Origin of the sequence: Alcanivorax sp. P2S70 (genome assembly GCF_000475295.1) — a bacterium.
GTDB classification, from domain to species: Bacteria; Pseudomonadota; Gammaproteobacteria; order Pseudomonadales; family Alcanivoracaceae; genus Alcanivorax; species Alcanivorax profundi.
The window spans coordinates 37,418-61,981 of the sequence record NZ_AXBZ01000016.1 but is presented as its reverse complement, the minus strand read 5'-3'; the positions used below and the strand labels follow the sequence as shown (position 1 = coordinate 61,981).

Genomic DNA, 24,564 nt, shown 5'->3' with positions numbered 1-24,564 from the left:
CAAGAACGGACAATAAGATCTATGCTGTTGATGAAAGACCTCGTTGGCAAGAGCGCGGTTGTTGCGCTAATTGGGCTTATGGCGGGTTGCACTATTGTGCCCGGGTCCCACATCTCGACTACTCCGGGTTGGTTCCTGGACGATGATGGCAGTGAACAAGCCGAATCCCTTCCTGATTCGGTCCAAATTCATGCTATTACTACGGCCGTTTTACGCGAGGACGCGGAACAACAAACTGAACCTGCAGCCAATTTGCTCGCCGAGCCGGAGTCTTACGATTATGTCGTCGGTATTGGGGATGTACTGCAAATTACCGTTTGGGATCATCCTGAGCTAACCATTCCGGCCGGTTCTATGCGTAGTCCATCCGAATCCGGTAACTGGGTGCACAATGACGGCAGTATTTTTTATCCCTATGTTGGCAAGATTCGTGTCGAGGGACTGCGGGTAACCGAGATCCGAGACTTGATTGCCCAACGTATCGCCGAGTACATCGAAAACCCCCAGGTAGATGTAACGGTGGCGGCTTTTCGCAGCCAGCGGGTTTATGTCACTGGAGCCGTTAACCAGCCAGGCGCATACCCGGTCACCAATGTGCCGCTGCGATTATTGGATGCCGTGAATGCCTCCGGTGGCGTCACGGAATCTGCGGACTGGACCGACGTTACCCTGACACGTGATGGCACCGAATACCGTCTTTCGTTGCGTGCTGTCTATCAGGAGGGTAACCCAGCCCATAATGTCCTGTTGAAAGAAGGCGATGTGGTGCATGTGGCCCGCAATGACGACAACAAGGTTTTCGTCATGGGCGAAGTGCAGCAGGCAAAGCCTGTCGCTATGACCCGCAATGGACTCACACTGATCGAAGCATTATCTGCCAGCGGAGGCTATAACCAGGACGTTGCGGATGCGTCCGGGATTTTCGTTCTACGACGGGCACCGACGGGGAGCGACCACCTGGTGGATCTTTATCAATTGAATGCCAAGGACGCGACGGCCCTGATTCTTGCCGACGGCTTCCGCTTACAAAGCCGTGACATCGTTTATGTAACGGCGGCACCGATTTCACGTTGGAACCGGGTAGTGAAACAAATCATGCCGACCTTCCAAACTATCTACTATGGTGCCCTTGCAGCAGACCGTGTCAGGGATTTGGACGAATAATGTTTAATCGTATTTTGGTGGTATGCGACGGCAATATCTGTCGCAGCCCCACCGTGGCTTTCATGCTACAGGCGATAAAGCCGGAAAAGAGAGTGGCTTCCGCCGGGCTGATCGGCCTGGAAGGGCAAGGTATGGAGCCCACTGCTCGCTTGGTCGCTGAAGAAAATGGTTTAGCCTGCGGTGAGCATGTCGCCCGAAAACTGAGCAGTGAAATCTGCCGCGACCATGATCTTATTCTGGTCATGGAAAGCCGCCAGAAAGAACGGCTGAGTAAGCAGTTTCCAGAGGCAAGCGGCAAAACCTTTCTGCTCAGCCACTGGAATGGAGGTCACGACATTCCAGACCCGTACAAAAGAGGCAGAGACGCCTTCGAGCGCATCTACCCCATGATGCAGGCAGCAACGCAAGCCTGGGCAGAAAAGCTCTAAGCCGACAACAGAACGAGCAGAACGGGAACGGTTCTGTGGGAGCGGGCGTTCGACCGCGAAAGACGATACCCAGGCATCGCGGCGGAACCGCCGCTCCCACAGCAAGACGAATGGAACGGTTTTCTGGGGCTTGCCAACAAGCTGCCCCAGAAAACCAGGCAAACCAGACAAACTAAGGCAACCAATGGCAGATAACAGCACCATGACACAACGCCAACCCCTGGCTTCCACCATGGCAGATGAAATCGACCTGCATCGCCTTTGGGGCCTGTTGATAGATCACCGCTGGATGATCATCGGCACCACTTTGTTGGCGTTACTCCTGGGTGTGGCCTACGGTTTGCTGGCCACTCCCATCTACAAGGCGGACGCTCTGCTTCAGGTAGAGGACAAGCAGGGCGGTGTGCCCGGTTTCTCTGAACTGAATGAACTGTTCACCGAAGAATCCTCCGCCGATGCGGAAATCCAGATCATTCGCTCTCGCATGGTGCTGGGCCAGGTGATCGAGCAGCTGCAGATGAATATTCAGGTAGAGCCAGACCGGCTGCCTCTCATCGGCAGTCTGGGCGCGCCTGCGCCCGTCGCCGAGTTCTTGCCCAAACCCCATTTTGCCGGTTACCGCGACAGCGAAACCTTTGTCACCATCAAACAATTCAGCGTACCGGAAAATCTGCAGGGCAAGGCGTTCACTCTCAGCGAAGAAGATGGCTTGCCCGTTCTCTATTTCGATGGCCAGAAGGTGGGTACCGCCCCCATAGGATCCGTTATTAAAAGTGAGGACGGGCGTATTATCCTGGAAATCGGAGAATGGGAATACGGCAACGAACCTCTGACACTGGTACAGCAATCCATGGCCGAAGCGGTAAACAAACTACGCGGCCGCCTTTCCGTCAGTGAACAAGGCAAGTCCACGGGCATCATATCCATGGCCCTCACTGGCCCGAACAAAGCCCGCATCCAGAAAATCCTTGATGCTATTTCGGAAACCTACCTGCTGCAGAACATCAAGCGCCTCTCTGCCGAAGCGGAAAATAGCCTGGACTTCCTCGATGAGCAGCTGCCGGAAATTAAAGGCAAGCTCAATGAAGCCGAAGAAAAGTTGAACAAATACCGGCTGGAAAGTGAATCCGTCGATCTGACCCTGGAAACCCAGTCGGTACTGGAGCGCCTGGTCGCCATCGAAGCCAAGCTCAACGAACTAAAAATCAAGGAAAGCGAAATCGCTGCCCGCTTTACCAAAGAGCACCCGGCCTACCGCACCCTGATCCAGCAGCGTGGCTCCCTGGAGCAGGAAAGGCAGGAGCTGAATGGCCAGATCAAGGAACTGCCAGAAACCCAGCAGGAAGTCCTGCGCCTCATGCGTGATGTGGAGGTCAACCAGGAAATCTATGTGGGCCTGCTCAACAAAGTGCAGGAGCTACGCATCATGAAGGCCGGTACGGTGGGCAGTGTTCGCATCATTGACCAGGCCATGGTGCAGCCGGAGGCCGTGAAACCGAAAAAGCCACTCATTGCTATCCTGGCTGCCATGCTGGGAGCGATGGCATCCATTGGGCTCGTGTTGCTCAAAGCCGCTTTCAATAAAGGCATTGAAAGCCCCGAGCAGTTGGAAGAGCAGGGCGTTTCGGTGTATGCCGCTGTCCCCGTATCTGAAACCCAGACCAAAACGGATCGCCTGGCCAACCTTGGTCGCAAGCGTAAGCAGGTATCCAAAACGGTGCCGCTGCTGGCGACCACCTCCCCGGAAGACCTGGCCGTGGAGGCCCTGCGCAGCCTGCGCACCAGCCTGCACTTCGCCATGCTGGAATCTTCCAACAAAGTGCTGATGATCTCCGGCCCTAGCCCTGGCGTGGGCAAGAGCTTCATCTCTGCCAACTTGGCCGCCGTATTGGCACAAGCCGGCCAGCGAGTGGTGGTGATTGATGCCGATCTGCGCAAAGGCCACATGCATCGCTACTTTGGTGGTGCCAATGAAACCGGGCTATCCAGTTACCTTTCCGCCCAGGCGCAGTTAAAAGACATCATTCAGGACACTGCTACAGCCAACTTGACGTTCATCTCCCGAGGGCAGGTGCCGCCTAACCCCTCCGAACTGCTGATGCACGATCGCCTGAAACAATTAATGGATACATTGAGCAGCGAATATGATCTGGTGCTGGTGGATACGCCACCCATCCTCGCGGTAACCGATGCCGCCATCATCGGTCAGCTGGCCGGCAGCAGCCTCATCGTGACTCGTTACGGCGTCAACAGCGTGAAAGAAGTGGATATCACCCTCACGCGATTCGCCCAGAACAAGGTGGAGATCAAAGGGGCGATTCTTAATTGCATGGAGCGTAGAGCGTCTAATGAGTATGGCTATTATACTTATGAGTATAAGTCGTAGTGGTTGATCGGTGATTGACGACCATTAATTTTCAGTTGCCCCGTTTGAAGATGTTAATTAGTTGACGATGAAAAAATTATATTTGCACTTAGGGTTGCCCAAAACAGGATCAACTGCCCTCCAAGAGGATGTCCTTCCTTTTGTGAAGGGTGATTTCTTTTATGCAGGGAAATCCTTGGAGGGTAAGAACTGTAGTGACTTTTTGAGAATTCTTAGAGAGTTTTTAGACGCGACTGAGGCTGAGAAGTGTGGGCTTTTGAAAAAAATAAGCTCCTCAGTGGCTCGCATCCCATACAGCAATATAATTGTTTCTGATGAAATGTTCGTTGTTGATACTGATAAAAGCTTATGGCAGAAGAAAATAATACGACTTTCCGAGCTTAAAGCTATATTGGATATAGAAAAAGTCATTGTCTTTAGAAGGGAGCCAGTTTCTGCAGTTTACTCCCTTTATGTTGAATCATATCATTTGCTTTCCCATCGTTATAATAAATGCATTGATTTTGCTCTTCAGGCTAATCAAGCGCTTATTTATAAGTATTCCTATCTTGATTCTTTACTGACATCAGCATTTGGTGATCGTGCTCTATGCTATTTATCTTATGACAATGAGTGTTCTCTAATTGATGAATTGCTGAAAACGGGTGTTTTGGTTGATGCTGCTGCTATTCAAGATCGAAAAATTAATACAAAGAAAATGATTGGCAGAGGATATGTTTCTAATAGAAAAACGCTAAAAGATTCTCTGTTTTCTATTGGTTTGGTCGGCTGGGTAGTTAAAAGAGTTCCGCGAAAATACTATAGATTTATTGCTGATTTGTTTTCAAAAATTGGAGTTTCAAATGGGGTCGTCGTTGATAGGCCGACAGAGGAGGAGGTAAAGATAATTCAGCATTTTTTTTCGGGTAGTGATAAAGGATGACTCCTGATATTGGTGTCGAGACTTTAAATGAATAAACTGAACGGCCGGATAGCGTATATTCCCCTTTGTATTGTTGTGGGATTTTGGTTTGTGACGCTGTTTTTTTACTGCTTTAATCTTTTTATCCACTATCCCGGTGGTGCGAAGCTCCTTGTTTTTGGGTATGTGCTCTTCTCGGCAGCACTTTTGATTGCCGGCTATTTTTTTGGCCTGAAGTTTAGTTTTAGGGCAATCGATATTAAAAATCCAGAAAGAGTCGCTGCTCTGGGGTTTTTATTCTATCTGATTCTTTTTGTTCCAACTGTATATTCATACACTGGGAATAGTATCTTTTCTTTCTTTGATTTGTTGCTTTCTCCTTCTGATGCTTATAAGTCAATGGTTGATACTGTTACGGGCAGTAGAGACGAAAGGGGTGGTTTAATTCTTTTGAAGACATTACTAAGCCCCTTTGTTATATCGGTTATCCCTTATTTTTCTTATACATGGTTCAAATATAGAAGAAATGGTCGCTATCTTGTTGCTGTTATATTTCTTTATTTTTCAATGTCGGTATATAGAGGTACGGATAAGGAGGGTTTTGATGTCCTTATCCTTGTGTTTTCGGCGTTGTTGATGGCAAACCCAAATGTGTTTTCTTTTTTTTCAAAAGATAGGAAAAGGATTTTTTATCTTTTGTTTGTTTTAATTGCTCTTTTAATGTTGGTTTATAATTTCTCATACAGAAAAGGCGAAAGACTCTCGGGTGTGAATGAGGTTTGCTTTAAGGGTACTGCAATATGTAATGCAATCGATCCAGAGCAGAGCGGGGGGGAGTTTGGTGCTTTCATGTTATCAAGGTATCTAACTCAAGGCTACCACGGTTTGTCAATAGCTTTTGGGGCAGAGTTTAACTCAGGATATGGCTTTGGCCATTCTCGCCCGCTGCAATATCTTTCATCAAAAGTGTTTGGCGATGTGAATAGAAATATGGTTGTTTCTCAGCTCGATTCACTGGGTTGGGCCAGTAAAGGGCTGTGGTCTACGGGGTTTGTTTGGCTGGCTAATGATGTCCCATTGCTATTGGTTCCATTCGTTATTCTGTTTTTCGGGTTGGTTATGGCTTTGGCATGGAAGATGGCTATAACACGAGAGAACTTTTCGGCCATTATAGTCTTTTCATTCATGTTTTTTTCATTGATTTATATGCCTGGAAATTTGCAGCTTGCTCAATCGGGTGACTTGTATGTGGGTTATTTGTTTTGGTTATCTTTTTTTCTGCTGGGGGCATTCGTTCCTAAAAAGAGGAATGTTTGAATGAGTGATTTTTTAATCCTTTCAAAAAAGCTGTCTTTTAATGGGGAAAGTCCATGGCTCACCGATGATTTGGTGCTTTCCTTGTTGGAGCACCAAGAGAATGTCGATGTTTTGCTTTTCGATTTGTCCGGGAAGTGGAAGGCTGGGAGGAGTCGCTGGAATGGGGCCAATGTGTATGCCTTCCCTGTAAAATATTCGAGGGGTGTGATTAGATACTTGTCGATATTTGTTAATTATTTAAAGATTTTGCTTTTTTCTTTTTATCTAAAAAGAAATAAAAAATATGATTTTGTTGTTGGTTTTTCAATATCATCGTTTTTCTTGTTTGTCCCGAAAGTAATGCAGCGCGCATGTTCATCGATAAATGTTCTTTTTCTCTGGGATTTTTTTCCGTTCCATCATAGGCAAATAGGGAAAATTAATGATGGCCTCTCTTTTGGTGTTGCTAAGATGCTCGAGAAGGCTTCTATATATGAGTATGATAATGTGGCGCTCATGAGCGAAAAAAATAAAGATGTTTTTTCTCGTTTGTATCCAGAGTATGCAGGACGGACTAGCGTGGTTCCCGTCTGGGGAAAAGGGAAAAAATTTATTGAGGCAGAAGGAGAGAATGATTTTAGCGAGGATTATCTTAATGTTGTTTTTGGTGGGCAATTGACGAGTGGGAGGGGGATTGAGGAAATTGTGTTTTTGGCCAAGCGACTTCACGCTGAGGAGGCAAAGGTTAGAGTTCATGTTTTTGGTGATGGAAGCCTGTCTTGTCTAATTAAAGAAGAGGCTGAAAGTAATCCACACCTATATTATTGGGGCAGTGTTGGAAGGAGTGATTATAAAAACTATCTGAAATCTGCAGATGTTGGCTTGGTTGTGACGGTTGCTGGTGTTACATACCCGACTTTTCCATCAAAAGTTATCGATTACTTCTCTTGCAAGAAGCCTGTTGTTGCCTGTGTTGAGGAAAATACAGACTTTGGGGCTTTCGTTCAAGATTATGTCGGTGCAGGAGTCGCAGTTTCTGCCGGGGATAATGAAAGGCTCTATGAGGCGGTTGTTGAGTTTCAGGAATTGAAGGTTAATGGAAAATTAAACGCTATGGGAGACAATGGATATAATTATTATGTGTCTCACATGGAAGTTTCCAACACGGTTTTATGGTTAAAGGAATTAGCAAGGAAAGGCATATGACTGAAGAACTGGTAGTGCTAGTTACAGGTGGAACTGGCTCTTTTGGTAAGACGATGGTTAATAAGCTCCTGAAGGAAGCCTATCGGGAGATTCGCATTTTGAGCCGTGACGAAGCTAAACAGGAAGAAATGCGTATTGCCTATGCGCGCCCTGAGCTGAAGTTCTACATCGGTGATGTGCGAGATCGTGCTGCTGTTGACAAGGCTATGAGGGGGGTCGATCTGGTTTTTCATGCTGCAGCACTCAAACAGGTGCCTTCCTGTGAATTTTTCCCCATGGAAGCGGTCAAGACTAATGTGATTGGCAGCCAGAATGTGATCGATAGCGCCATTGAAGCGGGGGTGAAAAGCCTTGTTTGCCTGAGCACTGACAAAGCGGTGATGCCAGTCAATGCCATGGGTATGTCTAAAGCCATGATGGAAAAAGTGGCCCAGGCATCAAGCCGCCAGCTCAGTGATGATGAAACCGTCATTTCCTGTGTGCGCTATGGCAATGTGATGTGCTCTCGAGGCTCTGTGATTCCGCTATTCATCAAGCAAATCAAGGAAGGCAAGCCGCTTACTATTACCGAGCCGACAATGACCCGGTTCATGCTGTCGCTGAATGATGCGATTGAGCTGGTGAGCTTTGCATTCGAGAATGCTCGACAGGGCGATATTTTCATTAAGAAGGCTCCTGCTTGTACCGTTCAGCAGCTTGCTGAAGCGCTGTGTGAGATTTTTGAAGCCAACAATGAAATCCGCATTATTGGTTGGCGTCACGGCGAGAAGCTTTTTGAAACCCTGGCCAGCGCTGAGGAGCTGCTCCGCTCAGAGGATATGGGAGATTATTACCGCGTTAGCTACGATAACCGTGATTTGAACTACGCGAAGTTTTTCACGGAAGGTGATGTTGAGGAGTCTTCAACGGAAGACTATCACTCACACAATACCCATCAGCTTACCCGCAGTGAATTAAAAGACTTGCTGCTGACATTGCCTGAGGTGCAAGAGGCGCTGAAAGGGTAGCGAATTTTAAGGCGATGGGAACCCAGAGAATTAGCAGGGTGCGCGCCATAACAGGATGTTTCCAGGAGTTGTTATGAAAACGGTGATTACCGGTGCTGCCGGCTTGTTAGGTTGGCATTTGCAGTGTCACTTGAGTGTTCTGGACGGTTGGAAAGACACCGTTGTAGCGCTGAACCGTGAAGCCTTTAATGATGATGCAGTGCTGGAAGCAGCGTTGGCTAATGCGGATGTGGTGGTGCACCTCGCAGGGATCAACCGGGCAGATGATGCAGTCCTTGAGGAAGGGAATATCGCTCTGGCGGAGCGCCTCGTGGCTGCACTGGACAGGGTGGGGGCGGAGCCCCACCTGCTTTACAGCAACACCATTCACAAGACGTGGGATAATGCCTATGGCAGGGGAAAAGCCGGAGCGGATCGGGTTTTTCGAGCCTGGTCAGAGGTCAAGGGTTCCCGTTATTCTGATCTGGTGTTGCCTCATGTTTTTGGTGAGGGCGGTCGGCCTTTTTATAATTCCGCAGTGTTCACGTTCTGTCAGCAAATTGTCGAAGGTGAGTCCCTGTCGATTAATGCGGGTGGGATGTTGGAATTACTGCATGCCCAGGATATCTGTTCTCGCATTGTTGAAGCTGTCGAGAGAAAGCAAACCGGTGAGCTACGCCTCAAAGGGAGAGCCATTTCAGCTGCAGAGGTAGCGGGGAAGCTGGCTGCGATGCATGCGAGTTACACTGGTCATGTGGTCCCCGATTTACGTGACAGTTTTGATCTGCAGCTTTTCAATACTCTGCGCTCTTTCCTCTATCCGGCCCATTACCCCTGTGATCTAACTTTGCATACGGATAACCGAGGATCGCTGTTTGAAGCGGTGAAAGCGGATAATGGCGGTCAGGCCTTTTTGTCCACTACTAAGCCAGGAATTACGCGTGGTAATCATTTCCATTTTGGCAAGGTCGAACGCTTTCTGGTGATCCGAGGGGAAGCGATTATTCGCTTACGACGACTGTTCAGTGATGAAGTTACTGAGTTTCGGGTGTCGGGCGATGCGCCGGTATATATCGATATGCCTACGCTGCATACCCACAGCATTACGAATGTGGGGGAAGGTGAGCTGATGACGCTGTTCTGGAGCCATGAGATTTTTGACCCCGAAGCGCCGGATACCTATTTTCTGCCGGTTGTGCAGGATCAGGAGAACTGATTGATGAAAGTAATGACTATTCTGGGCACACGCCCGGAAATTATCCGACTTGCCCGTGTGATGGCGGCGCTGGATCAGGTGGTGGATCACAAGATTGTCCATACTGGCCAGAATTATGATTACGAGCTGAATGATGTTTTCTTTGAGGAACTAGGGGTTCGCAAACCCGATCATTTTTTGAATGTGGATACCTCTTCCCTGGGGCGGAGCCTTGGCGAAATCTTGATCAAGACTGAAGAAGTATTGTTGCAGGAAAAGCCGGATGCAGTGTTGGTGTTGGGTGACACAAACAGTGCGACCGCCACACTCATGGCCAAGCGGATGAAAATCCCTACTTACCACATGGAAGCCGGCAACCGCAGCTTTGATGCCAACGTGCCCGAGGAGATCAACCGCAAGCTGGTTGATCATCTGGCAGATTTCAATCTGGTTTACACGGAGCATGCTCGCCGCCATTTAATCAGCGAAGGCTTGTCACACCGTTTTATCTATTTGACTGGCTCCCCCATGCGTGAGGTGCTTGAGCATTCTCTGGCCAGTATTCAGCAGTCAGATATCCTTGAGCGTTTGGGGCTGGAAGAGGGCCGTTTCTTTATTGTCAGTGTTCATCGCGAAGAGAATGTCGATAGCCGCGATAATCTGGTGAAAGTGGTGGAAGCCTTGCAGGCGCTTCATGAGGCGTTTGGCTTCCCGGTGGTGGTATCTACCCACCCCCGTACCCGCAATCGGCTGGAAAAATTGGGGCTCGCTGACGACAGCGATGCCATTCGGTTCCTCAAACCGTTCGGGTTCTTTGACTACAACAAGCTGCAGATGACGGCTTTCTGCGCCATTTCCGATAGCGGCACCATTAGTGAAGAGTCGTCTATTCTTGATTTCCCGGCTGTAACGTTGCGCCGTTCTATAGAGCGCCCGGAAGCCCTGGATACTGGTGCCATTGCGTTGACCGGGCTGGATAAAGACGTGTTGATTGATGGAGTGCGTATCGCCACGGCATCCCGAGATATCTTCTCTGGTACTGAGCGGGAAATCCCGGAAGCTTACAAGGTACGCAATGTTTCAGAGCGGGTGGTGCGTTTGATAACCGGCACGGCCAAGCTGGCTGGCCACTGGAAGAACATGGATGAATTCAGCCGTTATGACTGGAACTGATAAGGCGGCTCTCAAGGTTCTGGCTGTTCATCGCTACTACTGGCCCGACACTCCACCCTATGCTTCGATGCTGAAGCAGATCGTCGGGCAGTGGGTAAAGGATGGCCATGATGTTGATGTGCTTTCCTCGCAGCCGTCTTACAAATCGGCTGTGGAGAATAGCCGTCAGGCCGCCAGGGAAACGATTGATGGGGCGCAGGTAATCAGGTTGAAACTGCCGCATGAGTCCGGGCGGCCCATTGTCCGGATATTGAATGCGTTACGGCTTGGCGTTGGTGTGATATTTCAGGCAGTTATCCGTAAGCGATACGACGTGCTGATGGTGTCGACTGCGCCTCCAGTTCTGGCCGGCTGGTTTGTGGCGTTGGCGGCAAAACTCTCTGGTGCGAGATTTATCTACCATTGCATGGATATCCACCCCGAGATTGGTCGGATTTCCGGCGAGTTCCGTAACCCCCGGGTGTTTAACCTGCTTTCAAGAATGGATAGCTGGAGCTGCTCCCAGGCCAGGCCTGTGGTTCTGCTATCAAGTGATATGGCCGACAGTCTTGTTGCCAGGGGGGCAGAAAGTCAGCTTCAAACCCGTGTAATTAATAACTTCAGCCTCCCCTCAGACGCTCTGGAGGCGGGCGATTTGCCTTTTACATGGCCTGATGAACCTTTCGTTCTACTTTTTGCGGGTAATATCGGCCGGTTTCAGGGGCTCGATATCCTGATGGATGCGATGGAGCTTCTCCGTGGCCGAGGGGATATTAGGCTTCTCATGATGGGAGAGGGGGTAGAGAGAAACTCTCTGGAGCGTATTGCTGAAGAGAAAGGGTTGAGTGTGACTTTCGTAGGCCACCATTCTGTAGAAGTCGCAAAACAGGCAATGAAAAGAGCCCAAGCGGGATTTGTGAGCCTGATACCTGAGCTTTACCGTTTTGCTTACCCCAGTAAAACCATGACGTACCTTGAGCAGGGGTGCCCGGTCATTGTGGCTGTGGAACCGGAGAGTCAACTTGCAAAGGATATTACTGATAATGGTGCTGGCTTGTCGGTGCCAGGGGGAAATGCCGAGAAACTGGCTGATGCAATCGGCAGGCTAGCCAGTAATACCGCTGATCTAATGGCGATGCGCAGCCGAGCTGAATCCTTGGCTAATCATTCGTTTACAGAGCAAGTAGTCCTGAAAAAGTGGTCTGCCTTGCTGGTCGAAAATCAAAAGTGAAGTATATGAACAGTTCGCCATTTGTCATTATCGGTGCTCCCCGCTCGGGTACCAATATGCTTAGAGATGTATTAACGACCTTTGAAGGTGTTGATACATGGCCCTGCGATGAAATTAACTACATCTGGCGGCACGGCAATGTTCGTTATCCGTCTGATGAGATCCCGGCTGATCAGGCCTCTCCAGCGGTAAAGAAATATATTCGTGGCCAGTTTGAGCATATCGCCAAACAGACTGCCGCCGAAGTTGTGGTGGAGAAAACCTGCGCAAACTCATTGCGGGTTCCCTTTGTTGATGCCGTTGTCCCTGAAGCCAAATATCTTTTTATCTACCGGGACGGCATTGATGCTACTGGCTCCGCCAAGTTGCGGTGGACAGCCAAGTTGGATATCCCCTACATCCTCGAAAAAGTCCGTTTTGTGCCCAAAATGGACTTGCCTTATTACGCATTACGCTACTTCTGGGCGCGTTTTTATCGCTTCTTTTCGAAGGAAAAGCGCCTCGCGTTTTGGGGACCGGCTTTGGATGATATGCAGGATATTCTCCAGAAACATGATCTGGATGAGGTTTGCGCACTCCAATGGCAAAAGTGTGTAGAGCAATCAGAAAATGCCTTCTCCACTATGCCTGAGGGTAAAGTGCTACGTATTCGTTACGAGGATTTTGTCCAGGCTCCGAAGGAAGAACTAAAGCGGATTCTCGACTTTATGGGAAGAGAGGTATCCGACGAGTCGATATCCAGTGCTGTGGCAGGGGTTTCCGCTAAAAGTCTTGGGAAAGGGCGGCAATCCCTGGGAGAGGCGAAAGTGAAGCAACTCGAAGAGCTGGTTGGGGACACCCTGAGGCGTTATGACTATCTCTAAACTTGCATTGTCACCGGTGCAGTCGCTTCTGAAGCGCTCGTTTGATTTTCTGGTTGCTTTTGCCGGTCTGATAGCGGTCTGGTGGCTAATTCTTATCGCCTACATTGCTGCCACGCTGGATACCCGCAGCAGCGGTTTTTTTATCCAGACTAGGGTGGGCAAAGGTGGAAGAGTCTTCAAAGTGGTGAAGATCAAAACCATGCGGCCTGATGATAAGACGACGACTACGGTAACGCAGTCTGGCGATCCCAGAATTACCCCTCTGGGTGCTTTCTTTAGGAAGACAAAAATTGATGAGTTGCCTCAGCTTTGGAATGTTCTGCTGGGCCAGATGAGTTTTGTTGGACCGCGACCGGATGTTCCAGGATATGCAGACAGGCTGGAAGGTGAAGACCGGGCGGTTCTTTCCCTTCGCCCTGGTATTACTGGGCCTGCGACCCTGAAATATCGGGATGAGGAGGAAATCCTGGCTGCGCAGGATGATCCTGAACGTTATAACCGTGAGGTCATTTATCCCGATAAAGTACAAATTAATCTCCAGTATATTCGGGATTGGTCTTTCTCCGGTGATCTACGCTACATCCTTGCAACGGTTCTGGGCTGATTGCTCAGCGCTCTAATGGCTTTTTAAGAGTAAGACTTATGCTAAACGGCCCGTTTTCTACCTGGCCTTCCTTTACACAGGAAGAGGCTGATGCGGTTTCTCGTGTATTGCTTTCCAACAAGGTGAATTACTGGACCGGCCAGGAAGGGCGTGAATTCGAGCGCGAGTTTGCTGCCTTTGCCGGTACCGAGTATGCCATTGCTGTTGCCAACGGCACCTTGGCGCTGGATCTGGCCTTGCAGGGGCTGGGTGTTGGTGCGGGTGATGAAGTGGTGGTGACGCCGCGTACTTTCCTGGCGTCTGCCACGTCGGTGATCAACGCCGGTGCTACTCCAGTATTTGCCGATGTAGATCTGGATACCCAGAACATCACTCCTGAAACTGTGGCGGCGGTGATTACCCCGAACACCAAGGCGATTGTGTGTGTGCACCTGGCCGGTTGGCCTTGCGATATGGATGGCATGATGGCGCTGGCTGAGCGGCATGGCCTGTTTGTGATCGAAGATTGTGCACAGGCTCATGGGGCAACTTACAAGGGTAAGCCGGTGGGTGGCCTTGGGCATGTGGGGTGTTGGTCCTTCTGTCAGGACAAGATCATGAGCACCGGCGGTGAGGGTGGCATGGTCACCTGTAATGATCGTGAGCTGTGGTCGCGCATGTGGAGCTTCAAGGATCACGGTAAAAGCTGGGAGGCGGTGTATGAACGTGAGCACCCACCGGGGTTTCGCTGGCTGCATGAGTCGGTGGGCACTAATTGGCGGCTAACGGAGATGCAGTCCGCTATTGGCCGTATTCAGTTGCAGCGGATGGCGGGCTGGACGGCGGCACGGCAAGCCAACTGCAGGGCGATCTGGGGCACGGCGGCTTCTCTGCCTGGCTTGAGGGTGCCGGAGATCCCGTCCGATATCGGCCACGCTGGCTACAAGTGCTATGTATTTGTGGACGAGCAAATGGTTCAAGGTGACGTGGCTGCGGTACGTGACCGGATCATGAATGCCATGGTGGCCAAAGGCGTGCCGTGTTTTTCTGGCTCCTGTTCTGAAGTGTATCTGGAGAAAGCGTTTGCGGATCTGGGGTTGAGGCCAGAGGAGCGCTTGCCTGTTGCTAAGGCGTTGGGCGAATCGTCGCTGATGTTTTTGGTGCACCCGACCTTGAGTGAGGACGAGATTGGCAAGACCTGCGAGGTGCTCAAACAAGCGGTCCTTGGTGTGATTACCACTGATCAGGCCCCGGACTGAAATGGTGTCCGCCTTGCTGTCCCGATTAAGGGGCGAAACCGGCAGCGCTCTGATACGCACCTTTCTGGCAAAGGGGATATCGGCATTTGGTGCGCTGGGGTTGGTGATGGTGATCGGTCATCTCTATGGCCCCAAGGGGGTGGGTGTTTATGCGTTGGCGCAGAGCCTGTTGTTGGGGGCGGGCATCCTCGCTCGGCGGGGCATGGATAACGCCCTGGTACGTTTTGTGGGGCGTGATTATGAGTCGCCTCAGGTGCGCAACTACCTCTATTGGGCGGGGCGCCGTGCGCTCTGGCTGAGCCTGCCACTTGCTCTCGCAGTGTGCCTCCTTGGCGATTACATAGAGCACTTTTTCGTCATGCCAGGCCTTGCCGAGGTGCTTCTGGGGGTTGGCCTAGCGATTCCTTTTTATACTTGGAGTTTTTTGCTGGCGGGTTTTTTTAAGGCTATCCGCAGGCCTGCGACAGCGGCTTTGCAAGAGAATGGGGCGATTTCCCTTGTTGCCGGTGCGTTGCTGTTGCTGCTGGGCTGGTTGCATGTGGGAGGATCGCTCTCACTGGCCATGTTGGGCTGGGTTTACCTGGTTTCTGCCATTTTAATTGCGATTCAGGGCCATTTGACTACGGCGTGGTGGTTTCGCGGCCGGGTTTCTGATGCGGATCAAACATCCGGGCTTTCTGGCGTCGAGATTGCTTCGTTCCGGGATGCTTCCCAATCCTTTTTTGTGATGAGCCTGGCCGCTTTTATGCAAGGTGTTCTGAGCATCATGATTGCGGGCAAGTTTCTTGGTTCCGTTGAGTTGGGCTTGTTCAAATCGGCCCATCAAATTGCTGTGTCGGTTGCCTTTGTTTTAATGGTGATAAATGCAATTTTTCCGCCTCGCTTTGCTGCGCTTTATCACCAGGGAAATATGGGCGCGCTTGGTGGGCTGGCCAGACGTGCTGCGTTGCTTGGCCTGGTGATGTCGGCCCCATTTTTAGTGGCTTGCTTGCTGGTGCCTGAGTGGATTCTGGGTTTGTTTGGGGAGGGATTTGACTCCGCCGCGTCGTTGCTGCGGATTGTTGCGCTGGCTCAGCTGGTAAATGTGGCGACTGGGTCTGTGGGCTTCCTGTTGAACATGACAGGTCATGAACGAGTTATGCGGAATATTGCGCTGTTATGTAATGGTGCTGGCCTGCTGGGGTTTCTTGTGTTTACTCCATTGTTGGGGGCACTAGGGGCTGCTGTTGCTCTGGCGTTCGTGCTGGTTTCGCAGAATCTGATTGCTCTGGTGCTGGTCTGGATCAAGTTGGGTATCTGGACCATGCCTGGACCTAATTTGCTGGCGATGCTTGGGATCAAGTCCCATGCGGAGCGCTAGATCTGTTAATTCTGATTTGGGATGAGCAAATGGAGTGTGTGTTTGCCCACTGGCGGTTGCAGTGGGGGGAGCGGGCATTTGTTATGCTCTCCGGGGATGACCGCGTAAGCCCGATGCCTGAGCATCGCGACGGAATCGTCGCTCCCACGGGGGGACGCTGTGACTTTCGGGGGTAAGCTTTTCTAACGAGGCGCGGGGGACTTGGGTGACTTTTCTCGCAGCTCGCAGCTCGAAGCTTATATAGAGGATTCGACATGGATTGTCGTGATGAGCCCCGGGATGGGAGCTTTCCTTATGTGGTGCACCATGGTGCAGTGCAGGGGGTAACTGGGTCGGCCCATGAGTGGGTGGTAAGCGAGTCTTCCTCTGTACTGATCGACTGTGGGTTGTTTCAGGGGCGTGATACCGGCCCGGCTGGCGCGTCGGCGTCAGATCTTGCTATCGACTTCGATATTTCCCGTGTTCGGGCAGTCGTGCTGACTCATGTGCATGTCGATCACGTGGGTAGGCTGCCGTGGCTATTGGCAGCGGGGTATGAGGGCCCGATTTACTGCAGTGTGCCGTCCGCGCGATTGTTACCCGTGGTGTTGGAGGATGCGTTTCGGCTGGGCATCAGCCGGCAACCGGAGCGGGTAGAGGCGTTCCTGCAGTTGTTGGCTTCCCGTTTACAGGCAGTCCCTTATGATCACTGGTTGCCTGTGTCTCTGGTGGGAGTAAGCGTTGACATACAACTGTTACCTGCCGGTCATATTATGGGGTCTGCATCGGTCAGCTGCCGGGATGCTGGTGGCCATATTACGGTGTTTTCAGGGGATCTCGGTGCCCGGGATACCCCTATTCTGGCTCCCCCGCAGTCGCCGCCTCGTGCAGATTGCCTGGTGATAGAAAGTACCTATGGCGGTCGCCTGCATGAAGGTCGTGCAGAGCGAACTGCCCGGCTGGAGCGGGCTCTGCTTCGGGCGATGGAGGATAGAGGCACGCTGTTAATTCCTGCTTTCAGTATTGGTCGGACCCAGGAATTGCTCTACGAGCTGGAGAGCCTGATTCATCGCAATGCTGACAGGGAACTGGCCGAGGGAGTGAATTGGACGGACTTGCCTGTTGTGCTTGACTCCCCCTTGGCCACCCGGTTTACCCGGATTTATCGGGAGCTGGAGCCTTGCTGGGACCAAGAGGCAAGGGCCCGATACCGTCAGGGCCGAAGGCCACTGGGGTTTCGCCAGCTGCTGACGGTGGATACCCATACCGCCCACCAGAAGATGGTGCGGCATTTGGCAGACAGTGGTCGCCCGGCAGTCGTGATTGCGGCCAGCGGTATGTGTGCTGGGGGGCGCATTGTAAATTACCTGAAGGCCATGCTTGGCGACCCTCGGCATAATCTCTTGTTTGTGGGCTACCAGGCGGTCGGTACACCCGGCAGAACGATTCAATCCCGGGGCCAGGGCGGGAGTGTCGTGCTGGAAGGCCAATCGTTTCCGATTCGCTTGCCGGTGACGTCTATCAGCGGTTACTCGGCCCATGGCGATCAGCGGGATCTGTTGAACTTTGTGAGAGGAATGCAGCATTGGCCTGCGCAAATCCGGGTGGTTCATGGCGATGACGATGCCAAGCACGCTCTTGTGCAGGCCCTTGAGCACCTTTACCAGGCGGAAGGGCTTCAGTTGCAGGCATGCTGCCCTCAGAGGTAAACCGAGTGGCTGGCGCGGGGAAAGGTGAGGTAGGGCCTTGTCGTAATTGCAATAAATCGCAAAAGACGGCGCGGCTATGATCTGCGTTGTGGTTTTTTTGCTGTGTTTGGGCTGCAATTGATCTCTTGGGGTGCGAATAGTGTTCATTTTCCGCAGGACAGTTGGATATTTCGCGGAAAGGGCTATAATCGCGCTTCGGTCAAGGAAATGTGAATTCGGTCACATTGACTGTTTTGATTTACCGGACCGTATTTCGGTCACATGGATGGACCCTGATGGCTAGTGAGTGGCTTTACCCTTCTGTTTCCCGGTTGGTGTCGACTTCGCGCTTTTTGAAGCGCTGCATCATGCTGGGCACTGACCTTATTGCCTTGCCCATCTTGGTTGCGGTGGCCTACGCCCTGCGACTGAATACTTTTACCCCCCAATTCGATGATCTCTGGTTATTTATCGCTGCCCCGCTGGTAGCGGTGCCCGTGCTTTACCTCTCGGGGTTTTACCGCTCCATTGTGCGTTATCTCGGCGCGGAAGTGGCGTGGTCGTTGATTGCCGGGGTGCTGGTTTCAGTGAGCGTATTGGCCGGCTTGTCTTATATGGTACCGGATGCTTCGGTGCCGCGTTCGGTGTTCCTGATTTGGGGTATGCTCGCCACCTTGTACCTGGGCGGTAGCCGTTTCCTGATGCGCCGCTTTTTGGTGAGCGTGCTGGGCGGTGGACTGAATCGCCAGCCTGTGGCGGTATTCGGGGCGGGAGGCGCAGGTGCCCAGCTAGTGTCCGGGTTGCAATCCAGTACTGAATTTTTTCCGTCGCTGGTGGTAGACGACGATGTGAGAAAACATCGGACCTTGCTTGCCGGAGTGCCGATTGTCTCGCGTGATGTACTGGAAAAAGCCGCGCGGGAAAAGAAGGTGTCTGCGGTATTGCTGGCGGTGCCCTCTATTAGCCGTTCTCGTCGTATGGCAATTGTTCGCTGGCTGGAAACGCTGAACTTGCGCGTACAAACCGTGCCTGCACTGGTCGATATTGCGATGGGCAAGGCTCGCCTGGAAGAAGTGCGTGATGTGTCCATCGAGGATCTTCTGGGCAGGGATTCTGTACCACCCCGTCAGGACCTCTTGCATCGCTGTATCAGCGGCAAGGATGTCCTGGTCACTGGCGCGGGGGGGTCTATCGGCAGTGAATTGTGTCGGCAGATTCTGAAGCTGGCTCCTAGCCGGTTAGTGCTGTTAGAGCAGAGCGAGTTTTCGCTTTATGCCATTGAGAAAGAGCTTGAGCAGGAAGTAGAGGGACGCAAGCTCAAGGTAGAAATAGTGCCGGTGCTGGGTTCCGTGGTGAACCGGGGGCTCATGGAGCAACTGTGCCGGACGCACCGGATTGATACCGTCTACCATGCGGCCGCCTATAAGCATGTGCCAATTGTGGAGGCGAACCCCTCTTCAGGGGTGCGCAACAATATTCTTGGGACACTGGAGTCCGCTCAAGGAGCCGAGGCGGCAGGGGTGAAGCACTTTATTCTGGTGTCCACGGATAAGGCAGTGCGGCCTACCAACGTCATGGGCGCTACCAAACGCTTTGCTGAATTAGTGTTGCAGGCCATGGCGTCTCGTGATTCCGGTACCGTGTTCTCCATGGTGCGGTTCGGGAATGTGCTCGGGTCTTCCGGGTCTGTTGTGCCGTTGTTCCGTGACCAGATTCGTCGTGGTGGGCCGATCACTGTGACCCATCCGGAGGTTATTCGCTATTTTATGACCATCCCGGAAGCTTCCCAATTAGTGATTCAGGCGGGGGCTATGGCCAAAGGCGGAGAAGTGTTCGTGCTGGATATGGGAGATCCTGTGCGTATTGTGGATCTTGCCGCCACCATGGTGCATTTGATGGGCCTGACGGTGAAGGATGACACTAACCCGCAAGGCGATATTGCCCTGGAATTTACGGGGTTGCGTCCGGGTGAAAAGCTGTATGAAGAGCTGATTATCGGTGAATGCAGCGTCCGCACTGAGCATGACATGATCATGCAGGCCAGCGAGGAGACGCTAAGCTGGGATGAAATTCATTTCGCTCTGGAGGCGTTCCGCAAGGCGTTGTCGCGCGGTGACAACGATGCCATGAAGGCACTGCTGCGCAGCTATGTAGCAGGCTATGCCCCCGGGTCGGTGGGAAATGAGAAAGCCGCAGCGATGCCCACCCGTGAGCTGCCGAGCCGTGCTGTTGGAGCTATGTCTTTCCCGGAGTGAGGGGTGGGCTTCAGGGGGCATGTTAAGGGCAGACGTCTTTGGGCCCAGCCCGGTGCGGGCCGGCATGAGCGTCAAAGGCTACCTCTGAGAGTGACCCCCATCTGCTTGCTGCTGGCTTCTCACTCTTTGCTTATGCCTATATCGAATGAGTAACCTCTTCTTATATCTTTTTTTCGCTGTAAAATGCGGCGTTCATTGCCGTTGTTTCTGCGCCGTAAGGATTCGCTGAGTGAGCCTGGATATTCTGATTACGCTGCTTGTTGTGGCCTCGGTGTTAGGGGCGTTGGCGACTAACCGCTTGCCGGCAGACCTGACCATGATGGCGGCGTTGGTGGCGGTGCTGGTTGCCGGTATCATCACGCCTGCAGAGGCATTGGCCGGGTTTGCCAACCCCGGTCTGATGACCATTGCTGCGCTGTATGTGGTCGCTGCGGCATTGCGTGACACGGGGGCGATTTATTGGGTGGCCCACCGGTTGTTGGGGCAGCCCAAAAGCATTTTTTCCAGTCAACTTCGGCTGATTGCACCGGCCTCTCTGCTCAGCGCTTTCCTGAACAATACCACGGTAGTCGCAATGATGATTCCGGCGGTTCAGGAATGGGCGCAAAGGCTGCGGCTGTCAGCTTCCAAACTGCTGTTGCCGCTTAGCTATGCGGCGATCCTGGGCGGCACCTGTACGTTGATTGGCACCAGTACCAACCTGGTTGTTGACGGTCTGGTACAGGAAAAAGGGCTTCCTGCGTTTGGCATTTTTGATGTGGCCTGGGTCGGTATCCCGGTTCTGTTGGGTGGCGGGCTGTTCATGCTGCTGCTGGGCCGTTATCTCTTGCCAGAGCGTGAGGGCACGGTGGAGCAATGGGAGCATGCTCGCGAATACCATGTGGAAATGTTGGTGGCCAAAGGCAGTAATTTGGCCGGGCGAACTATTCAGGACGCGGGTCTGCGAAGCCTGACCTATGGCTACCTCACCGAGATACAACGGGGCGACAAACTGTTTACGGCTGTTGGTCCGGAGATGACGCTTCAGGAAGGCGACCTGCTGGCGTTCGTTGGTGTGCCGGAGTGCGCTCGTGAGTTGCAGCGTATCAGTGGTCTTCAGTCCGCTCATGGGGCAGTCCACAAACTGGGGTTGAACAACCATCAGCGCCATCTGGTTGAAGTTGTGCTGAGCCCGGAGTTTCCGGGGATTGGCAAAACCGTCAAGGAGACCGGGTTTCGGAGCCGTTACCAGGCAGCCATCCTCAGCATTAGCCGTAATGGCCGGCGGATGGCGGGCAAGGTGGGGGAGCAGATGCTGCGGGTCGGTGATACGCTGCTGCTGGAAACCAGCCAGCAGTTTGTCGAGCAGTACCGTTACCGTCGGGATTTCATGCTGGTGAGCCCGTTGAAGGATTCGACCCCGCCGGATTTCCGCCGGGCTCCCATTGCGGTGGGTGTCCTGGTTGCGATGGTCCTGGCTAATGTCGTGGGGGTTGCGTCCACGCTGGAAGCGGCTATGGTGGCGGCCGGGCTGATGCTGGCGTTTCGCTGTGTGACGGTGAACCGTTCGCGCATGAATGTGAGTGTGAATTTGCCGGTGCTGGTGGTGATTGGGGCGTCATTCGCCTTGGGCAAGGCAATGGAAAGTAGCGGCGCTGCCGCCTGGATTGTACAGGAAGCCTTTCCGGACAGTGGCTTATCGCCGTTTATGGCGTTAGTTATCGTGTACTTGCTGACCGCGGCCTTCACTGAGGTTATCACCAATAACGCGGCGGCGGTGCTGGTGTTTCCCATCGCGCTTGGTGTGGCAGAACAACTTGGGGTAAGCCCCATGCCGTTTATCGTGGCGGTCATGTTTGCTGCTTCGGCAAGCTTTATGACCCCTCTGGGCTACCAGACCAACCTGATGGTGATGGGCCCCGGTGGCTATACCTTCAGGGATTATCTGCGGATTGGATTGCCGATGAGTGTGGTTGTCGGGGCGATTAGTCTTGCTGTGATTCCAGTGGTTTGGGGGTTTTAAAAAGCGGTAACGAGTTTCGAAAGGCAATAAAACAATATGGGACAAGGATGTCCTGGGTAAAAAGGAGCAAAGCAGGGATGCGATTTGAAGAGATGGAAGTATGGCGCCGGTCTGCGGCGCTTTGCGTCGAGATGTACCGGCATTTCAAGGAATCCCGGGATTTTGGATTCAAAGACCAGATAACCCGGTCTGCACTTTCCGTGCCCAGTAATATTGCTGAGGGATTTGAAAGGGTGTCACTTCGTGACAGGGGGCGGTTCTGGAGTTATGCAAAAGGTTCAGTCGGCGAACTCAGAACCCAAATTCATATTGGGAGCGAAATCGACTACATCGATGGTCATGTGGCCGGTGTTTGGCTTTCAGAAATCGACCAACTTTCCAGAATGCTTGGTGCTTTGATTCATGGCATCAGGCGAGAATTGAATGAGTGTTGAAGTTGCTTTTCGTAACTCGTAACTCGTAACTTTGAAATAAGGAATTACGCATGTCTGACAAATCCCCGTACCAGGAAAAAGCCAACGAATCCAAAGCCCATGTTGTTTGGCATGAATCCAATATCTCCAAGGCTGACCGTGCCAAGGTGAAGGATCAGAAGCCGAAGTGCATCTGGTTGACCGGTTTGTCTGGCTCTGGCAAGTCCACATTGGCCAACGCCCTTGAGGTGGCCTTGACCGAGCAGGGTAAGCACACCTATCTGCTGGATGGGGATAACGTACGGCATGGCCTGAACAAGAACCTGGGTATGAGTGATGAGGACCGGACCGAGAACATTCGTCGGGTATCTGAAGTGGCCAAGCTGATGGTCGATGCCGGTTTGATCGTCGTAACTGCCTTCATCAGCCCGTTCCGTGCTGACCGTGATGCAGCTCGTGAGCTGTTTGAGGACGGTGAGTTCGTGGAGGTCTTTGTGGATGCACCGCTGGAAGAGTGCGAAAAGCGTGATCCCAAGGGGCTCTATCAGAAAGCTCGCCAGGGCATCATCAAGGAGTTTACCGGTATCGATAGCCCCTATGAGGCGCCGGAGAAGCCTGAAGTGGTGGTCAATACGGCTGAAAACGACATTGAGGCCTGCGTGAAGCAGCTGATCGCCGCGATCATTTAATGCACCGCGTTACAGGGTGGAACCCAGGGTTCCGCCTTGTTCGGAAAAAGGCCGCGCCCGTCAGTGGGTGCGGCCTTTTTTTGGGGCTCATGGACGTTTACGGCGGAGCGTAAGACGGAACCCTGGGCGTTGTCTCATTGGCCCTGTCGGCAGGATTTTGCGGCCGACGCGGGAGACACCCTGACAGGTCAAACAAAAGGGGGGGCAGGCAGCGTAAGATACCTGAGGTTGGGGCTATTGGGGCTTTCACCGCCCGCCCCGGGAGGTGTTGGTTGGCGCTCTCTGGCGGTATACTGGAGCGCTTTCCATGTCCGGCCTGGAGGGCCGGATATTTGTCTTAACTTAGGGGGCGAGAATGAAGATTGCGGTTGCCGGGACGGGTTACGTTGGGCTGTCCAACGCCGTGTTGCTGGCCCAGAACAATACGGTGGTGGCGCTCGATATTGATGCCGACAAGGTAGAGAAAATCCAGCGTCGGATTTCCCCTATTGAAGACGAGATGATCCAGGATTATCTGGCAAACAAGCCGCTGGCGCTGACGGCAACCACGGATAAAGCCACCGCTTTCGAAGGGGCTGATTTTGTGGTGGTAGCGACCCCCACGGACTATGACCCCGAAACCCACTATTTTGACACTCGCTCTGTTGAAGCGGTGATCCGCGATGTGCAGGCGGTTAATCCTGATACCTGCATCATTATCAAGTCTACGGTGCCAGTGGGATATACGGCCTCTCTGCAGCAAACCTTTCCGTCTTCTCGGTTGCTGTTTTCACCGGAGTTTCTCCGTGAGGGCCGGGCCCTCTATGACAATCTCTATCCCTCCAGAATTGTGGTTGGCGGAGACTGCGATGCTGCACGTACCTTTGCGGGCTTACTCTCTGAAGGTGCGATTCGTGAAGATGTCCCTATGCTGTTCACGGATTCCACGGAGGCAGAGGCCATCAAGTTGTTTGCCAATACCTACCTGGCCATGCGGGTAGCCTACTTCAATGAGCTGGACAGCTACGCGGCCTCTCACGGGTTGGATACCCGGCAGATTATCGATGGGGTTTGTCTGGATCCACGTATTGGTGACCACTACAACAACCCCTCGTTCGGTTACGGCGGTTACTGTCTACCAAAGGATACCAAGCAGTTACTCGCCAATTACCGTGATGTGCCCAACAACCTGATTCAGGCGATTGTGGATGCGAACCGGACCCGTAAAGATTTTGTGGCCGAGGATATTCTCCGCCGTGCCCCGAAGAGAGTGGGGGTGTACCGCCTGGTAATGAAGGCGGGGTCGGATAACTTTCGGGCTTCGTCGATACAGGGTGTAATGAAACGCCTGAAAGCCAAGGGGGTTGAGGTTCTGGTGTACGAGCCGGCTTTGGCGGATGCAACCTTCTTCGGGTCCGAAGTCGTGCAGGATTTTGATCAGTTTGTTGGTGCGAGTGATGTCATCGTTGCCAACCGCATGGTAGATGAACTGGAGGCGGTGGCGGATAAGGTGTACACCCGTGATCTGTTCGGCAGTGATTAGTTGATA

20 protein-coding genes are annotated in these 24,564 nt (G+C 52.4%); all 20 read left to right on the top strand.

Going from position 1 to position 24,564, the window contains the following annotated elements:
* Positions 1-30: 30 nt before the first annotated feature.
* The 20 genes from Q672_RS24320 (at position 31) to Q672_RS24225 (ending at position 24,558) form a co-directional block, all read left to right on the top strand.
* Positions 31-1,164, top strand: coding sequence for a polysaccharide export protein (locus Q672_RS24320; RefSeq protein WP_031226303.1), 1,134 nt, complete (start codon positions 31-33; stop codon positions 1,162-1,164).
* A complete protein-coding gene (locus tag Q672_RS24315) occupies positions 1,164-1,592 on the top strand; it encodes an arsenate reductase/protein-tyrosine-phosphatase family protein (RefSeq protein WP_022985066.1) in 429 nt (142 codons plus the stop codon). Before Q672_RS24320 ends, Q672_RS24315 begins: the two co-directional genes overlap by 1 nt.
* 184 nt (positions 1,593-1,776) lie before the next feature.
* Entirely contained in the window at positions 1,777-3,978 is a 2,202-nt protein-coding gene (locus Q672_RS24310; protein ID WP_022985065.1) for a polysaccharide biosynthesis tyrosine autokinase, read from the top strand.
* Positions 3,979-4,045: 67 nt separating this feature from the next.
* Positions 4,046-4,900 carry a hypothetical protein gene (locus Q672_RS24305; protein WP_152521823.1) on the top strand — a complete coding sequence of 285 codons (855 nt, stop codon included), beginning with the start codon at positions 4,046-4,048 and terminating at the stop codon, positions 4,898-4,900.
* A 27-nt stretch (positions 4,901-4,927) separates the two neighbouring features.
* Positions 4,928-6,196 (top strand): hypothetical protein, encoded by a 1,269-nt coding sequence (locus tag Q672_RS24300; RefSeq protein WP_022985063.1) that lies wholly within the window; start codon positions 4,928-4,930, stop codon positions 6,194-6,196.
* Complete coding sequence (locus Q672_RS24295; protein WP_022985062.1) at positions 6,197-7,381, top strand: glycosyltransferase; 1,185 nt, start codon at positions 6,197-6,199, stop codon at positions 7,379-7,381.
* Complete coding sequence (locus Q672_RS24290) at positions 7,378-8,388, top strand: polysaccharide biosynthesis protein (RefSeq protein ID WP_022985061.1); 1,011 nt, start codon at positions 7,378-7,380, stop codon at positions 8,386-8,388. The genes Q672_RS24295 and Q672_RS24290 overlap by 4 nt, the downstream gene beginning before the upstream one ends.
* Before the next feature lie 73 nt (positions 8,389-8,461).
* On the top strand, positions 8,462-9,583 hold the full coding sequence (locus Q672_RS24285) for a polysaccharide biosynthesis C-terminal domain-containing protein (protein ID WP_022985060.1): 1,122 nt from the start codon (positions 8,462-8,464) through the stop codon (positions 9,581-9,583).
* Positions 9,584-9,586: 3 nt separating this feature from the next.
* On the top strand, positions 9,587-10,735 hold the full coding sequence (gene wecB, locus Q672_RS24280) for a non-hydrolyzing UDP-N-acetylglucosamine 2-epimerase (RefSeq protein ID WP_022985059.1): 1,149 nt from the start codon (positions 9,587-9,589) through the stop codon (positions 10,733-10,735).
* A complete protein-coding gene (locus Q672_RS24275; protein ID WP_031226301.1) occupies positions 10,707-11,945 on the top strand; it encodes a glycosyltransferase family 4 protein in 1,239 nt (412 codons plus the stop codon). The genes wecB and Q672_RS24275 overlap by 29 nt, the downstream gene beginning before the upstream one ends.
* A 5-nt stretch (positions 11,946-11,950) precedes the next feature.
* The gene (locus Q672_RS24270; protein WP_031226300.1) at positions 11,951-12,808 is read left to right on the top strand and encodes a sulfotransferase family protein; all 858 of its coding nucleotides are present in this window, start codon (positions 11,951-11,953) and stop codon (positions 12,806-12,808) included.
* On the top strand, positions 12,795-13,412 hold the full coding sequence (locus Q672_RS24265; RefSeq protein ID WP_022985056.1) for a sugar transferase: 618 nt from the start codon (positions 12,795-12,797) through the stop codon (positions 13,410-13,412). Before Q672_RS24270 ends, Q672_RS24265 begins: the two co-directional genes overlap by 14 nt.
* A 38-nt stretch (positions 13,413-13,450) precedes the next feature.
* Complete coding sequence (locus tag Q672_RS24260; RefSeq protein ID WP_022985055.1) at positions 13,451-14,650, top strand: DegT/DnrJ/EryC1/StrS family aminotransferase; 1,200 nt, start codon at positions 13,451-13,453, stop codon at positions 14,648-14,650.
* A gap of 4 nt (positions 14,651-14,654) precedes the next feature.
* Positions 14,655-16,010 (top strand): lipopolysaccharide biosynthesis protein, encoded by a 1,356-nt coding sequence (locus tag Q672_RS24255; RefSeq protein ID WP_160169804.1) that lies wholly within the window; start codon positions 14,655-14,657, stop codon positions 16,008-16,010.
* Positions 16,011-16,264: 254 nt separating this feature from the next.
* A complete protein-coding gene (locus Q672_RS24250) occupies positions 16,265-17,698 on the top strand; it encodes an MBL fold metallo-hydrolase (RefSeq protein WP_022985053.1) in 1,434 nt (477 codons plus the stop codon).
* Positions 17,699-17,973: 275 nt separating this feature from the next.
* A complete protein-coding gene (locus Q672_RS24245) occupies positions 17,974-19,932 on the top strand; it encodes a polysaccharide biosynthesis protein (RefSeq protein WP_022985052.1) in 1,959 nt (652 codons plus the stop codon).
* 229 nt (positions 19,933-20,161) lie between these two features.
* Positions 20,162-21,934, top strand: coding sequence for an SLC13 family permease (locus tag Q672_RS24240; protein WP_022985051.1), 1,773 nt, complete (start codon positions 20,162-20,164; stop codon positions 21,932-21,934).
* A 77-nt stretch (positions 21,935-22,011) separates the two neighbouring features.
* Positions 22,012-22,368, top strand: coding sequence for a four helix bundle protein (locus Q672_RS24235; protein ID WP_022985050.1), 357 nt, complete (start codon positions 22,012-22,014; stop codon positions 22,366-22,368).
* 50 nt (positions 22,369-22,418) lie between these two features.
* Positions 22,419-23,036, top strand: a complete 618-nt coding sequence (gene cysC / locus Q672_RS24230; RefSeq protein WP_022985049.1) for an adenylyl-sulfate kinase — start codon at positions 22,419-22,421, stop codon at positions 23,034-23,036.
* A gap of 355 nt (positions 23,037-23,391) precedes the next feature.
* Positions 23,392-24,558, top strand: a complete 1,167-nt coding sequence (locus tag Q672_RS24225) for a nucleotide sugar dehydrogenase (protein ID WP_022985048.1) — start codon at positions 23,392-23,394, stop codon at positions 24,556-24,558.
* Positions 24,559-24,564 lie beyond the last annotated feature (6 nt).